The following is a 12,386-nucleotide window of genomic DNA, read 5'->3' on the forward strand; positions in this document are numbered from 1 at the left end:
GCTCTGCTTGCGGAAGTGAAAGGGTCTCTCCCATGGACTTCACGTCTTCGAGTGACCATGGCGCATGTACGATGGCACCGCTGTACGACCTGACATATGCCCTTGTTCGTGGTCACGCGAACGAACACACTCCTCCAACTCCCTCGCCCGTTAGCTTGTATCCTAGGCTCGGTCGATCTTTATGAGCGCAATCATTGCCTCAATACCTAATCTTAGAAATTGCCGCGCAGCCTCATCCGTCAGGCGGCCTTGACTGAGCTTAGTGCTGAGACTGCCTATCACGATCTGCGGATAAGGCACCAGCACCGCCTGCATAGCCCAGAGCGATTCATTGAGCTGCTGCTGGGCTCGCACGCCACCGGTAAACGCCGGCGACGCAGTGAAGCTGAGCACCGGTTTTTCCTTGAGAGCCGAGCGACCGTGGGGGCGAGACAACCAGTCCAGGGCGTTATTCATGACCCCAGACATGCCATGGTTGTACTCCGGCGAACCGAGCAGCACGCCATCGGCCTGACGCGCTGCATCACGCAGCGCCCGCACGGCACCGGGCGTTGCGTCGCCATCGTGATCTTCGTTATACAGCGGAATGCAGTGCAGCGGATGCAGGTGTAGCTGGACGTCCGCCGGGAGCAGTTCCTCGGCGGCTGTACGCAGGATGATTTCGTGGCTGGAAGCGCTGCGTAGGCTGCCGCAGAGCCCCAGCAGATGGATAGTCGTCATGGTCGCTGCTCCTGATCACGTTGAATTGCCAATGCCACGCCCTGACCGCCACCGATGCACAGCGTGGCAAGCCCACGACGCAGGTCACGCCGGTGCATTTCGTGCAACAGGGTGACCAGCACCCGGCAGCCGGATGCACCCAGTGGATGGCCCAGGGCGATGGCACCACCGTTGACGTTGACGCGTTGCAGATCCCAGCCCAACTCACGCTGCAAGGCCAGGGCCTGAACCGCGAAGGCTTCGTTGGCTTCGATCAGATCGAGCTGTTCCAGGCTCCAGCCGGCCTTGTGCAGGCAAAGGTCGGTGGCGAACACCGGGCCGATGCCCATCACCGTCGGGTCGACACCGGCGCTGGCGAACGCGACGATGCGCGCCATGATTGGCAGCCCCAGGGCACGGGCCTTTTCCTCGCTCATCAGGATCACCGCTGCAGCGCCATCGTTCAGCGGTGACGCATTGCCAGCGGTCACGCTGCCCTCGGCCTGGAACGTAGGACGCAGGCGAGCCAGACTTTCCAGCGAGGCGGTCGACATCGGTTGCTCGTCGCTGTCGACCAGCAACCTCGCGCCACGTTTGCCCTTCACCGGAACCGGAACAATCTCCTGGCGAAAGCGCCCATCGCTCTGCGCACGTACAGCCCGCTGATGGGACTCGAGCGCATAGGCATCCTGCTGCTCACGGGTAATGCCGTACTGCTCCGCCAGGTTCTCGGCGGTAATGCCCATGTGGTAATCGTTGAAGGCATCCCACAAACCGTCGTGGAGCATGCTGTCTCGCAACTGGCCGTGGCCCATGCGCAGCCCGCTGCGGGCGTTTTCCAGCAAGTAAGGCGCGTTACTCATGCTCTCCTGACCTCCGGCGATCACCACCTCGGCATCACCGCAACGAATCGCCTGGGCCGCTAGCTGGATGGCTTTCAAGCCGGAGCCACAGACCTTGTTGATGGTCATCGCCGGCACGGTGTAGGGCAGCCCGCCGCGAATCGCGCTCTGCCGCGCCGGATTCTGCCCGGCGCCGGCGGTCAGTACCTGGCCCATGATCACCTCATTGACCTGATCGGCCGCCAGGCCGCTGCGCTCTAGTACCGCGCGGATAACCAGCGCCCCCAGATCGACGGCCGACTCGCTGGCCAGAATCCCCTGAAAACGTCCGATGGGTGTACGCGCTGCTGCCACGATTACGGCGTCGCTCATAACAAGTCTCACAGGCACGGCGAACCGACATCCGCAAGCGGATGGGTCGGCGTGCCGTTGAAAGGGTTTGGGTCAGCGAGCGGGAGGAACCGCGCCCACCATGAAAAATACCGCTTTGGCTACAGCCTGTGAGCGATTGCGCCAGGCGTGTCGCGTGCCCTGCTGAATAACCACATCACCTGGCCGCAGCAGGCGCTGCTCGCCGTCATCAAGCTCCAGCCACAGCTCGCCTTCGAGCAATATGCCGTAGTCGATTGCTGGCGAACGGTGCATGGCCGGATCGTCAACTTCGAAGAGGTCGATCAACCCTGGTAGGTTCTCGATCATTTCCGCTACGGCGCGCTGCGGATCGATGGGCGCTGCCATAACCGTATCCGGCGGCAGGCTGACGAACAGCAACGAAGTGCCGCCTGGCCCCGGAACCAGCGAGCCACCCGCCAGAGTCAGATCGCGGCCTGCGTCACTGCCCGGCTGGGTCGCCCATAACTGCGCGATACCGTAGCCCGGCATGTCCTGAAAATTCTTGGCGCGTGGCGCTGGCCCATCGGCAAGGAATACGGCCTTACCTTGCTCATCGTGCCCGGTGACGATTCTTCTTACCTGCATGCAAAGCCCCTCCCACATCCAACGCGTGAAGAACCGGGTGCAGCGGCAACGCTACACCCGGTCACCGATTCAGGGACAGATGACGTAGTTACCGAAACCACCGTTGCGGTTTTCGATCCCGCTGATGGCCTGGTTGACTTCATCCAGCGAAAATACGCTGTGCTCGAAGAACGACAGATCCAGCGCACCGGACTCCACCATGTCGGCCATGTCCTGCCCCTGCCCGGTGGTGAACCAGGCGGAGCCGCTGAGCTGAATGTCGTTGTCCATCATCCAGTGCAGATCCAGCGGCACCGGCCCGGACACCGCACCGATGTTGATCAGATGGCCGCCGCGGTGCAGGCCTTTGAACGCATCGATCAGGCTTTCAGCCGGAGCGCCTGGGCCGAGCGCATCGATCACTGCATCGAGGCCCTCACCGTGGGTCACCTCATTCACCCACTGCGCGGTGCTGCCCTTGCCCAGGGTATGAATCTGGATACGGCCAGGGGCGGCCAGATCCTTCACGCGCTGGAACAGCGCCTCGTTGCGGGCGGTACCGAGAATGCGCCGCACGCCCATGGCCAGTGCCAGGGCGACCGCGCCAAGACCGAGAGTGCCGCTGATGCCGTTGATGAGAATGGTGCTGCCGGGCCCGACCTTGGCCTTGAGCAAGGCCCGGTATGCGGTACCCAGATACCCCAGGCGCGCGGCAGTCTCGAAGGCCATGTTGTCTGGCAGCTTGACCAGGCTGTACTGCGGCGCCGGCATGAACTCGCACAGACCGCCGTAGGGATAGTCCTCGAACATACGTGGGCTGCGGGCAGTGAAGCCGAAATAGCCATTGAAGGTGTAAGCCGTGCAAGCAGTGGTATTACCAGCGCGACAGGCACGGCAGGAACCGCAGTAGCGCGCCGGGTTCACGTACACGCGGTCACCAGGCTTGAAGTCGTAGACCTGCTCGCCGACCGACTCGATGACGCCGGTCGGATCCAGCCCGAACACCGCCGGCAGCTGCGGCAGCGGCAGGTGCGGGAACCAGCTTTTCCAGTTGGTGAGAATATTGTGCAGATTCGGCACGATGCCGCAGGCTTTGACCCGCACCAGCACCTCGGTAGGACGAATGGAGGGAACCGCAAGCTGCTCGATCTCCATCGGTTTGCCGCCCTCGTACATACGCGCGGCCCGCATCATCTTTGTGGTCATGCTGTTTCTCCAACTCTTGTTCTTGTTATTTGCCGACCGCCCGCACCCTGGCGCGGGCGGAGAAACCGTTGAATCAGCGCAGCCCGTCTTCACCCTTGACGTCAGCGGCGGCGAGCCCGCCCAGGCGGGCATGGATACGGCCACCGCTGGCCATGGCCAGCGCGAAGGCGATCTCGTTGCGGCGCGGGCCGTCCCATAGCGTCACCTCGGCCACCCCGAAATGGCTACGCACATAAGCGGCATGAATGTGCCCCAGCGGCATCATTAATCGGCAACCCGGCCCACCAATGGTCTTGGCCGCCGGCACGATGGCCTTGGGTTCGCCAAGCAGTGCGCGCATGGCCCAGCCACCTGCCTCATGCCACACCGCGCCGTGCTCCAGCTCGCCATCTTCACCAACGATGGCGGCCTTGCCATAGGCCTGCACCTTGTCCGCACCGCCCAGCGCATCGACCAGGCGTTGCGAAAGATCCGAGCCCAGTGCCCGCAGCTCCTGCATGAACGGCAGCAGATCCTCTTCGTAACGCCCGGCATAGGGGTTTTCGATCACCGCCGTGGCCACTGCGACCCTCAGCGGTTGAGCAGCCACCGGGCCACGCTCATGAAGGACGTCTTCGATATCCAGCTTGAATTTGCGGACTTTCACCAATGCCATCACTCGTTCTCCTACGCCGGGAATATTTTTATTGGCGTGTTTTCATTATGCATCTTGCACTTTATTGTGCAAGAACTTATGTTTTATGCACAAAACAAAAGAGAGGTCACACCATGAAACTCGTTTCCTTCCACCTCAACGGTCGAGCCGGGTATGGCGCCGTCGTTGGCGAACGGGTCGTCGACCTGGGCGCCCACTTCGCCGATATCCCCGATCTGGCCACCTTGCTCGCCTCCCCGACACAGCTGACCAAGGCTCGCGAGCTGACGGCCACCGCCCAGGGTGAGTACGCACTCACCGACGTCACCCTGGCGCCAGTGATCCCGGCACCCGGCAAAGTCATCTGCGTGGGCATCAACTATGTCGCCCATGCCGAAGAGGCCGGCCGCAAGGTCGGCAAGCACCCGGTGATCTTCCAGCGCTTCGCCGAAACCCTGCAGGCCCACGGCGCGCCGCTGGTACGCCCGAAGGTGTCTCAGGAATTCGATTTCGAGGCCGAGCTGGCGGTGGTAATCGGCAAAGGCGGCTCGCACATCGCCCCGGAAGACGCCATGGATCACGTGGCTGGCTACACCTGTTTCAACGATGCCAGCGTGCGCGACTGGCAGTTCCACACCCACCAGTACGGCATGGGCAAAACCTTCCGCTTCACCGGCGCGCTGGGCCCCTGGCTGGTGACCGCAGACGAGATTGCCGACTATCGCGAACTGCAGGTTCGCGGCATTCTCAATGGCGAGCAGTTGCAGGAGGGCAACCTGTCCGAACTGGCGTTCGACATTCCACAGCTCATTTCCTACGTCTCCCAGGCACTGGATTGGAACCCCGGCGACATCCTCGCCACCGGGACACCCAGCGGTATCGGCTTCAAGCGCAACCCGCCGATTTTCCTCAAGCCTGGAGACGTATTCGAAGTGACGATCAGCCAGATCGGCACCTTGAGTAATCCGGTCATTGATGAAGCCTGAGCCACCCATCCTCGAATAAGCACAACATTAGGAATACGCACATGGCCACCCTGCCCCGTATCAACTTCACCCACACCGGCACCTTCTGCAGCGACCTGGACAACATGGTCGAGTTCTACTGCAGCAAACTGGGCTTCGTCATCAGCGACAAGGGAGTGGCCTCTACCGGCCATCGCCTGTTCTTCATGACCCAAAATCCGGAAGTGCACCACCAACTGGTGCTGTTCGACGGCAAGCCGACGGATCTGCCGTTCAACCCGATCAACCAGCTGTCCTTCCTGCTCGATAGCCTGGACGATCTCAGGGCCTACTACGCCTTTGCCAAGGCCAACGGCCTAGGCCCGCTCGATCAGGTCGACCATGGAAACGCCTGGTCGATGTACTTCAAGGATCCGGAAGGCAACCCTATCGAGATGTACGTGGACGCGCCCTTCTACACTAACCAGCCGTGCCGCGAGCCGCTGGATCTGGAGCAGAGCAGCGAGCAGATTCTCGCCACCACCGAAGCCATGTGTCGCCGTCGGCCGGGCTTCCAGACCCGCGAACAATGGATCGAGTCGACCCGCCAGCGCATCGCCGAGCAACGCGTCAGCTGGTGAGCAATCCGGTGCGGCCCACAGGGCCGCACGCCATCTCGGGTAACAGCACATGCACAAGAATTTCATCGACGGGGTCTGGTGCGAAGGCCAGACGGTACGTGAAAACCGCAGCCCTTCGGAGCTGACGGATCGGGTCGGCCTGTACGCCCAGGCCGACGCTCAGGACACTCGCAACGCCATCGAAGCTGCTACGGCCGCACAGCCGCTATGGGCAGCAGGTGGTTCACAGCGCCGCGCCGAGGCCCTGGACGTGATCGGCCAGGAGATCCTCGCGCGTCGCGAAGAGCTCGGCCGCCTGCTGGCGCGGGAGGAAGGCAAGGTGCTGGCCGAAGCCATCGCCGAAGTCGGCCGTGCCGGGCATATCTTCAAATTCTTCGCCGGTGAAGCCCTGCGGGTGTCCGGCGAACACGTCGAATCGGTACGCCCCGGCATCGACGTCGATGTACTGCGCCAGCCGATTGGTGTGGTGGGCATCATCACGCCGTGGAACTTCCCCATCGCCATACCCGCCTGGAAGATCGCGCCGGCCCTGGCGTACGGCAATGCCGTGGTGTTCAAGCCGGCCGACCTGGTGCCTGGCAGCGCCTGGGCCCTGGCCGAGATCATCAGCCGCGCGGGCTTGCCGCCTGGCACCTTCAACCTGGTGATGGGCCGTGGCAGCGTGATCGGTGAAGCGCTGGCCGAATCCCCCCACGTACGGGCGATCAGCTTCACCGGCTCGACCGCCACCGGCCAACGCCTGATGCGCACGGCCGGGCAGCGTTTCGCCAAACTGCAGCTGGAAATGGGCGGCAAGAATCCGTTGGTGGTATTGGCCGACGCCAACCTCGAGCAGGCGGTGGAATGCGCCGTTCAGGGCGCCTATTTCTCTACCGGGCAGCGCTGTACCGCGTCCTCGCGGTTCATCGTCGAAAAGGCCATCCATGGGCGCTTCGTCGCAGCGGTCAGTGAGCGCCTGGCCGGGCTGCGCGTCGGCCACGCCTTGCAGGCGGACAGCCAGATCGGCCCGGTCGCCGACATGAGCCAGCTCAGCCAGAACCTCGATTACGTCGACATCGGCCAGCACGAGGGCGCCACGCTGGTTCAGGGTGGCAAGCCGCTGACCCGTGACACCGAGGGCTACTACATGAGCCCGGCGCTGTTCACCGATGCCCAGTCGACGATGCGTATCGCCCAGGAAGAAATTTTCGGCCCGGTGGCCTGCGTGATCCCCGTCGACGATTACGAGCATGCCCTGGAAATCGCCAACGACACGCCCTTCGGCTTATCGGCGGGCATCTGTACCACGTCGCTCAAGCACGCCACTCATTACAAACGCCATGTGCAGAGCGGCATGGTGATGGTCAACACGCCAACTGCCGGCGTCGACTATCACGTGCCCTTCGGTGGTACCAAAGCCTCCAGCCACGGCTCGCGGGAACAAGGGCGATACGCCATCGAATTCTTCACCAGCGTGAAAACCGCCTATACCCAGGCCTGAAGCGGCAGCTCGGCCCCATGACAACAACAAGATGGAGAGCATTATGGATTACGACCTGATCATCGTCGGCCTGGGCCCGGTGGGCGTTACCGCTGCCAACCTGGCCGGCCAGTGGGGGCTGCGCACGCTGGTGCTCGACAAGAGCGAAAGCGTCTACCAGAACCCCCGCGCCATGGGCATGGATCACGAAGCCATGCGCACCTTCGACAACCTCGGCCTGGCCGACTCGATTGCCGAACACGTGATGCCCTATCGCGCCTCGCATTACCTGAACGCCGAAGCGCAATTGATCAAACACATCGACGCCTCCAAACCGCCGTTCCTGCTCGGCTGGGCACCCAACTACGTGTTCTCCCAGCCGCCGCTGGAGCGTGCACTGCGCGCCAATCTGGAGAGCCTGGACAAGGTCGAAGTGCGCCTGGGCCGCGAGGTCATCCAGGTCGACAATCACGACGGCGCGGTCAGCGTCAGCTTCCGCGACGCCAGCGGCAACCTCGAACAGGCCAGTGCGACCTACCTGCTGGCCTGCGACGGCGGCACCAGCCCGATCCGCACCAATCTGCAACTGAACATGGAAGACCTGGCCTTCGACGAACCCTGGCTGGTTGTCGACGTGATGCTCAAGGAGGGCGCCGGCAGCGCGCTACCGGAAACCAACGTGCAGTACTGCGAAACCGGGCGGCCGAGCACCTTCGTGGTCGGGCCAGGGCGGCATCGGCGCTGGGAGTTCATGATCAACGATGACGAAACGCCCACAGACATCATTCGACCCGAGTCGATTCAGAGGCTGATCTCACGCTGGCTGCCCGCAGAGGATTACGACATCTGGCGCGCCTCCACCTACCGCTTCCACGCGCTGATTCTGGAGCGCTGGCGGGTTGGCAATATCTTCTTCCTCGGCGATGCCGCGCACATGACGCCACCCTTCCTTGCCCAGGGCATGTGCCAGGGGTTGCGCGATGCCATGAACCTGATCTGGAAGCTGGCGCTGGTGGAACGTGGAGCGGCCTCGCCCAAGTTGCTCGACAGCTATCAGGTCGAGCGCGCCCCCCATGTAAAGCGCACCACTGAAGTAGCCAAGGAGTTTGGCCAGACCATCTGCGAACGCGATCCGACCAAAGCCGCCGAGCGTGACCGGCTGCTGCTCGCCGCCGTACAGGGAACGCCTGGCGGCACCATTCGCCAATCACTGATACCCGGGCTGAAGGATGGCTTTATCGACTTCCGCAAACCAGCCGGTGAACTGTTCCCACAACCGCGGGTGAGCGCCCACGATGGCCGGGAAGATCTGCTCGATCGCTTTACCGGGCAAAGCTTGCGGCTGGTGATTGCCGAAGCCTTCGGCGCAACCGATGAACTACTGGCAGCCCTCGATCACGCATTGGCTGGCGCACTACTGCCGCTGAGCGTGGTGCAACTGAGCGCCCACCCCGAGGCCCGAAACCAGTACCGCGAACACGATGGGCTGCTGAGTGCCTGGCTGCAGCAGCATGGCTGCCAGGTCGTACTGGTGCGCCCGGATCACTATGTCTACGGCGGTGCTGCCAATCTCGAGGAAGGGGTGCAGTTGATCCGCCAGTGCCTGGGTGAACTGCGCGGCTGAATGATAGGAGGCCGGCATGCCGGCCTCCTCATCGATCGTTTGCGATACGGATGACGGACACGAAAACGCCCGCACCGCCATGACGGCGGTGCGGGCGTTTGCCTGTCACTGCAGCGTCGAGTGCTGCTGGCGCAATACGTCGGTGACGTGAGTCAGGGTACCGCCGATGTGATTGCCGAGCAGGCTGACCGATACGTCGATGTCCCGCGACAATACCGCGTCGATCAACTGCTGGTGCTCGTCGCCCTTGTGTCGCTCGACCTTGCGGTGCAGCGCGGAGAAGCGACGATAGCGCTCTGCCTGGTCGAACAGCGAGTCGATCAGACGCAGCAACATGGTCGACGGGCAGGCGGAAAACAGCGCGAAGTGGAACGCCTTGTGGCGCACCGACCAGTCGTCATCGAGGGCCACGGCAATGCTGCCCAGGCGCTTTTCGATCACGTTGAGACGGTGGAAAGCGCCGAGCACGTCGGCCTCCCAGGCGTCATCGCCATGGCGAATGGCTTCAGCCAATGCTTCGCACTCCAGCAACCGGCGCAACTGGGTGATCTGCTGGAAGTCTTCGACCGACAACCGCGCGACGCGAAACCCCTTGTTCTCACTGGCTTCGACGATGCCTTCCTGGGCGAGGCGATTGAGCGCTTCGCGAATCGGTGAACTGCTGAGGCCGTAGTTCTGGGAAAGCTCGGCGACTTTTAGTTTCTCACCCGGTGCCAGTTCGCAGCAGATGATGGATTTCTTCATCTGCTGCAGGGCGACCTCGATGAGGGAACCGCCTTGTTGATTTTGCATATCACGGTTATCCATGGATGTTGCACGCTTCTTTATTTTATGCACAAAGATATCTTTGTGCAATTTATATGCGGCTAGTTCAGCTTGAAGTATCCCAGCGCCTGGCGCAATTGCCCGGCCAATTGTTCCAGCTCCTGACAGGCACCGCGCAACCTGTGGCTACGTGCCTGGCCCTGCAATGCGGCTTCACGCACCTGCACCATGCTCTGGCCGACCTCGCTGGCCATGCGATTCTGCGCTTCGGTGGCACTGGCGATCTGCAGGTTCATCTGATGAATGGTCGACACGTCGGTGCTCACACCACTGAGCACCAGGCTGGCCCGAGAAGAATGCTCGCGGGCACGTACCGACTCCTCACCCGCCCGCTCCACATGGCTGAGCACGTTCTTGCTGTCGCGCTGCAGCGAATCGATCATCGTGGCGATCTCCGCGGCCGAGCCTTGGGTACGATTGGCCAGGCTGCGTACCTCGTCGGCGACCACTGAGAAACCACGGCCCATATCACCCGCCCGCGCCGCTTCGATGGCAGCGTTCAGCGCCAGCAGATTGGTCTGCTCCACCAGCCCCTGAATCACTCCCAGCACCCCGCCAATGCTCGTGCTGCGGGCATCCAGCGCACGCATACCCTGCCCGGCCTCGCGCACCAGTTCATCGAGCTGACTGATCTGCTTCACCGTCGCCTCCACATCACCCCGACTGGCTTCGCTGCCCTGACGCGCTGAGCCGGCGGCGCTGGACGCTTCCCCGGTGAGGCTCACCACCTGCCCCAGGGTGATGCCCATGGCCTGCATGGCGCTGAACACCCGTTCGGTTTCCTGAGCCTGCTGTTCAGCGCCCTGGGCCATTTCCTCGGTCACCTGGGCGAGCTCACGGGACGCCGCGCTGAGGCCAAGAGCACCTTGTTCGATACGACTGACCACGCCGTGCAGGCTCTCGCCCATCCGTCCCATGGCACGCTGCACCAGACCCAGTTCGTCACTGCGCTCGCTGATGTGCACGCCCAGCCGGCCAGCGGCAAACTGCTCGACCAGCGCAGCCGTGTCGCGCAGCGAGTGGATGATCTGGCGGCGAATGAACCAGGCCGTTGCGGCGCCGAGGATCAACACCAACAGCCCCATCACCACCAGCCACGAATAAGCGCCGCCCTTGAGCTGCTGCTGGCGCTCGGAGACCTGCGCGCGCATCGCACTGGAAACGCCCAGCATCTGCTCGGCGATGCGCTCCATCTCACGCTCCGTTTCGCGGCTTGCGGCGGCACTCGCGTGGTAGGCCTCGAAGGCCGTGCGGTAGCGCTCCAGAGAACCGAGTGCCACATCCAGTGCCTCGCGCTGCTGTGCCTGGGCACCGCCGGCCAGCGCCTGGGTGGAGGAACGCAGATCACTGAGCAGCAATATCCACTGGTCATAGTCGTTTTCCACTTCGTCCTCGCTGTACGCCCACTCGGCAGTGCGCAACGCCAGCAACTTGCGCATCAGCGCCATGGCACTTTCTGCCAGCACCAGGGCGGCGACCATGTCGCTGTCCTGCTGCATCAGCGACTCGGTCAGATCCTGCTCCACGCTTTCGAAGGAAACCCGCACCTCGTCGGCCTCACGGATCATCGCCTGGCGGGTTTCGCCCAGGCGTTCGCGGGCCTGGGTCAGACGCTCGAACTGCTCGAGGTAGTGCTCGCCAGCCTCAAGCAGTGGGCGCTGCGCTTGCTCGTTGCCATCCAGGTACTGGGCGATTGCCTGGATCCGCGTGCGCACCTGATCGCCACTGGCCTTACTGGCCTCCAGGCGATAGCTCTTCTCGGCGATGCGGCTGTCGAGAATCCCCGTGTGCACGCTGGCGATGCGCTCCAGTTGCGCCTCCCCCTGGAAAACCGCCTGCAGGTTGAAGGCGATGGCCGCCGCGAGCAGCACGCTGAGGCCACATAGCAGGCTGAAGCCCACAGCCAGCAAGGTGCCGATGGAAAGCTGCCGAAGCGCCAGAGACATGGATTTCATCTTGTTGTTGTTCCTATGCCATTCGAGAGAGTGCCGATTCGAACAGAGCCATCGTTTTTCCCTTGACTCCATCCAACAGGCGTCCTATTTTTGTGCACAAAGCATATTAAAAAGCAAAATAAATAGATAATGCATAAAAATAAGAGTGCCCGACATGCATAGCCGACCGAGCCTCGATGCTCAGGAAATCACCGCGCTGCTCGATGCCGCCCTTGCCGAAGCCGGGCGCAACGAGTGGCTGGTGTCGATAGCCGTGGTCGATGACGGCGGCCACCTGCTGGCTTTTCGCCGGTTGCCGGGCGCAACGCCCTCATCGGCACAGATCGCCATCGACAAAGCGCGCAGCGCCGCCCTCACCCGACGCCCCACCCGTTTCTTCGCCGACATGCTCAGCACCGGGCAACCTGGCGCCGCCTTTCTGCACAACGTGATGCCGATGCCCGGCGGCCTGCCCCTACTGCACGAGGGCCAGTGCCTGGGGGGCATCGCTGCTAGCGGCGTTAGAGCCGATTTCGACGAACAGATTGCGACCGCCGGCATTGCCGCGCTCGCGCTTACCGAGCAACGCCACAACTGAGTCAAGGAGCACCACCAGAACTG

12 protein-coding genes are annotated in these 12,386 nt (G+C 62.8%); 5 read left to right on the top strand and 7 right to left on the bottom strand.

Annotation, left to right across the window (positions count from 1 at the left end; translation table 11 throughout):
• Positions 1-162: 162 nt before the first annotated feature.
• The 5 genes from BLS60_RS15905 to BLS60_RS15925 form a co-directional block, all read right to left on the bottom strand.
• Positions 163-720 (bottom strand): NADPH-dependent FMN reductase, encoded by a 558-nt coding sequence (locus BLS60_RS15905; protein WP_092369897.1) that lies wholly within the window; start codon positions 718-720, stop codon positions 163-165.
• Entirely contained in the window at positions 717-1,913 is a 1,197-nt protein-coding gene (locus tag BLS60_RS15910) for an acetyl-CoA C-acetyltransferase (protein ID WP_092369900.1), read from the bottom strand. The genes BLS60_RS15905 and BLS60_RS15910 overlap by 4 nt, the downstream gene beginning before the upstream one ends.
• Before the next feature lie 72 nt (positions 1,914-1,985).
• Positions 1,986-2,519 carry a cupin domain-containing protein gene (locus BLS60_RS15915; protein WP_092369903.1) on the bottom strand — a complete coding sequence of 178 codons (534 nt, stop codon included), beginning with the start codon at positions 2,517-2,519 and terminating at the stop codon, positions 1,986-1,988.
• A 69-nt stretch (positions 2,520-2,588) separates the two neighbouring features.
• Positions 2,589-3,704: an alcohol dehydrogenase catalytic domain-containing protein gene (locus tag BLS60_RS15920; protein WP_092369906.1), complete on the bottom strand. Its 1,116-nt coding sequence runs from the start codon at positions 3,702-3,704 to the stop codon at positions 2,589-2,591.
• 73 nt (positions 3,705-3,777) lie between these two features.
• Complete coding sequence (locus tag BLS60_RS15925; RefSeq protein WP_092369909.1) at positions 3,778-4,359, bottom strand: amino acid synthesis family protein; 582 nt, start codon at positions 4,357-4,359, stop codon at positions 3,778-3,780.
• A 113-nt stretch (positions 4,360-4,472) separates the two neighbouring features.
• On the opposite strand from BLS60_RS15925, the gene BLS60_RS15930 reads away from it, so the two are divergent.
• The 4 genes from BLS60_RS15930 to BLS60_RS15945 are packed head-to-tail and all read left to right on the top strand — an operon-like array spanning position 4,473 to position 9,006.
• Positions 4,473-5,324 (top strand): fumarylacetoacetate hydrolase family protein, encoded by an 852-nt coding sequence (locus tag BLS60_RS15930; protein ID WP_092369912.1) that lies wholly within the window; start codon positions 4,473-4,475, stop codon positions 5,322-5,324.
• A gap of 41 nt (positions 5,325-5,365) precedes the next feature.
• On the top strand, positions 5,366-5,923 hold the full coding sequence (locus BLS60_RS15935; RefSeq protein WP_092369915.1) for a VOC family protein: 558 nt from the start codon (positions 5,366-5,368) through the stop codon (positions 5,921-5,923).
• Between the two features lie 49 nt (positions 5,924-5,972).
• A complete protein-coding gene (locus BLS60_RS15940) occupies positions 5,973-7,403 on the top strand; it encodes an aldehyde dehydrogenase family protein (RefSeq protein ID WP_092369918.1) in 1,431 nt (476 codons plus the stop codon).
• Positions 7,404-7,446: 43 nt separating this feature from the next.
• Entirely contained in the window at positions 7,447-9,006 is a 1,560-nt protein-coding gene (locus BLS60_RS15945) for a bifunctional 3-(3-hydroxy-phenyl)propionate/3-hydroxycinnamic acid hydroxylase (RefSeq protein ID WP_092369921.1), read from the top strand.
• Between the two features lie 105 nt (positions 9,007-9,111).
• On the opposite strand, the gene BLS60_RS15950 is transcribed toward BLS60_RS15945, so the two are convergent.
• Positions 9,112-9,798: a GntR family transcriptional regulator gene (locus tag BLS60_RS15950; RefSeq protein ID WP_208597310.1), complete on the bottom strand. Its 687-nt coding sequence runs from the start codon at positions 9,796-9,798 to the stop codon at positions 9,112-9,114.
• Between the two features lie 74 nt (positions 9,799-9,872).
• Positions 9,873-11,777, bottom strand: coding sequence for a methyl-accepting chemotaxis protein (locus tag BLS60_RS15955; protein WP_244153421.1), 1,905 nt, complete (start codon positions 11,775-11,777; stop codon positions 9,873-9,875).
• 163 nt (positions 11,778-11,940) lie between these two features.
• Between BLS60_RS15955 and BLS60_RS15960 the strand changes: the two genes are divergently transcribed.
• Positions 11,941-12,363, top strand: coding sequence for a GlcG/HbpS family heme-binding protein (locus BLS60_RS15960; RefSeq protein ID WP_092369930.1), 423 nt, complete (start codon positions 11,941-11,943; stop codon positions 12,361-12,363).
• Positions 12,364-12,386 lie beyond the last annotated feature (23 nt).

This window comes from Phytopseudomonas seleniipraecipitans (assembly GCF_900102335.1).
In the GTDB taxonomy this organism is placed as follows: Bacteria; Pseudomonadota; Gammaproteobacteria; order Pseudomonadales; family Pseudomonadaceae; genus Aquipseudomonas; species Aquipseudomonas seleniipraecipitans.

Excerpts from the sequence above, each read along its gene's own strand:
- BLS60_RS15910 (WP_092369900.1), bottom strand. The coding sequence starts at position 1,913 with ATGAGCGACGCCGTAATCGTGGCAGCAGCGCGTACACCCATCGGACGT.
- BLS60_RS15950 (WP_208597310.1), bottom strand. The coding sequence starts at position 9,798 with ATGCAAAATCAACAAGGCGGTTCCCTCATCGAGGTCGCCCTGCAGCAG.
- BLS60_RS15935 (WP_092369915.1), top strand. The coding sequence starts at position 5,366 with ATGGCCACCCTGCCCCGTATCAACTTCACCCACACCGGCACCTTCTGC.
- BLS60_RS15920 (WP_092369906.1), bottom strand. The coding sequence starts at position 3,704 with ATGACCACAAAGATGATGCGGGCCGCGCGTATGTACGAGGGCGGCAAA.
- BLS60_RS15915 (WP_092369903.1), bottom strand. The coding sequence starts at position 2,519 with ATGCAGGTAAGAAGAATCGTCACCGGGCACGATGAGCAAGGTAAGGCC.
- BLS60_RS15930 (WP_092369912.1), top strand. The coding sequence starts at position 4,473 with ATGAAACTCGTTTCCTTCCACCTCAACGGTCGAGCCGGGTATGGCGCC.
- BLS60_RS15905 (WP_092369897.1), bottom strand. The coding sequence starts at position 720 with ATGACGACTATCCATCTGCTGGGGCTCTGCGGCAGCCTACGCAGCGCT.
- BLS60_RS15955 (WP_244153421.1), bottom strand. The coding sequence starts at position 11,777 with ATGTCTCTGGCGCTTCGGCAGCTTTCCATCGGCACCTTGCTGGCTGTG.
- BLS60_RS15925 (WP_092369909.1), bottom strand. The coding sequence starts at position 4,359 with ATGGCATTGGTGAAAGTCCGCAAATTCAAGCTGGATATCGAAGACGTC.
- BLS60_RS15945 (WP_092369921.1), top strand. The coding sequence starts at position 7,447 with ATGGATTACGACCTGATCATCGTCGGCCTGGGCCCGGTGGGCGTTACC.
- BLS60_RS15960 (WP_092369930.1), top strand. The coding sequence starts at position 11,941 with ATGCATAGCCGACCGAGCCTCGATGCTCAGGAAATCACCGCGCTGCTC.
- BLS60_RS15940 (WP_092369918.1), top strand. The coding sequence starts at position 5,973 with ATGCACAAGAATTTCATCGACGGGGTCTGGTGCGAAGGCCAGACGGTA.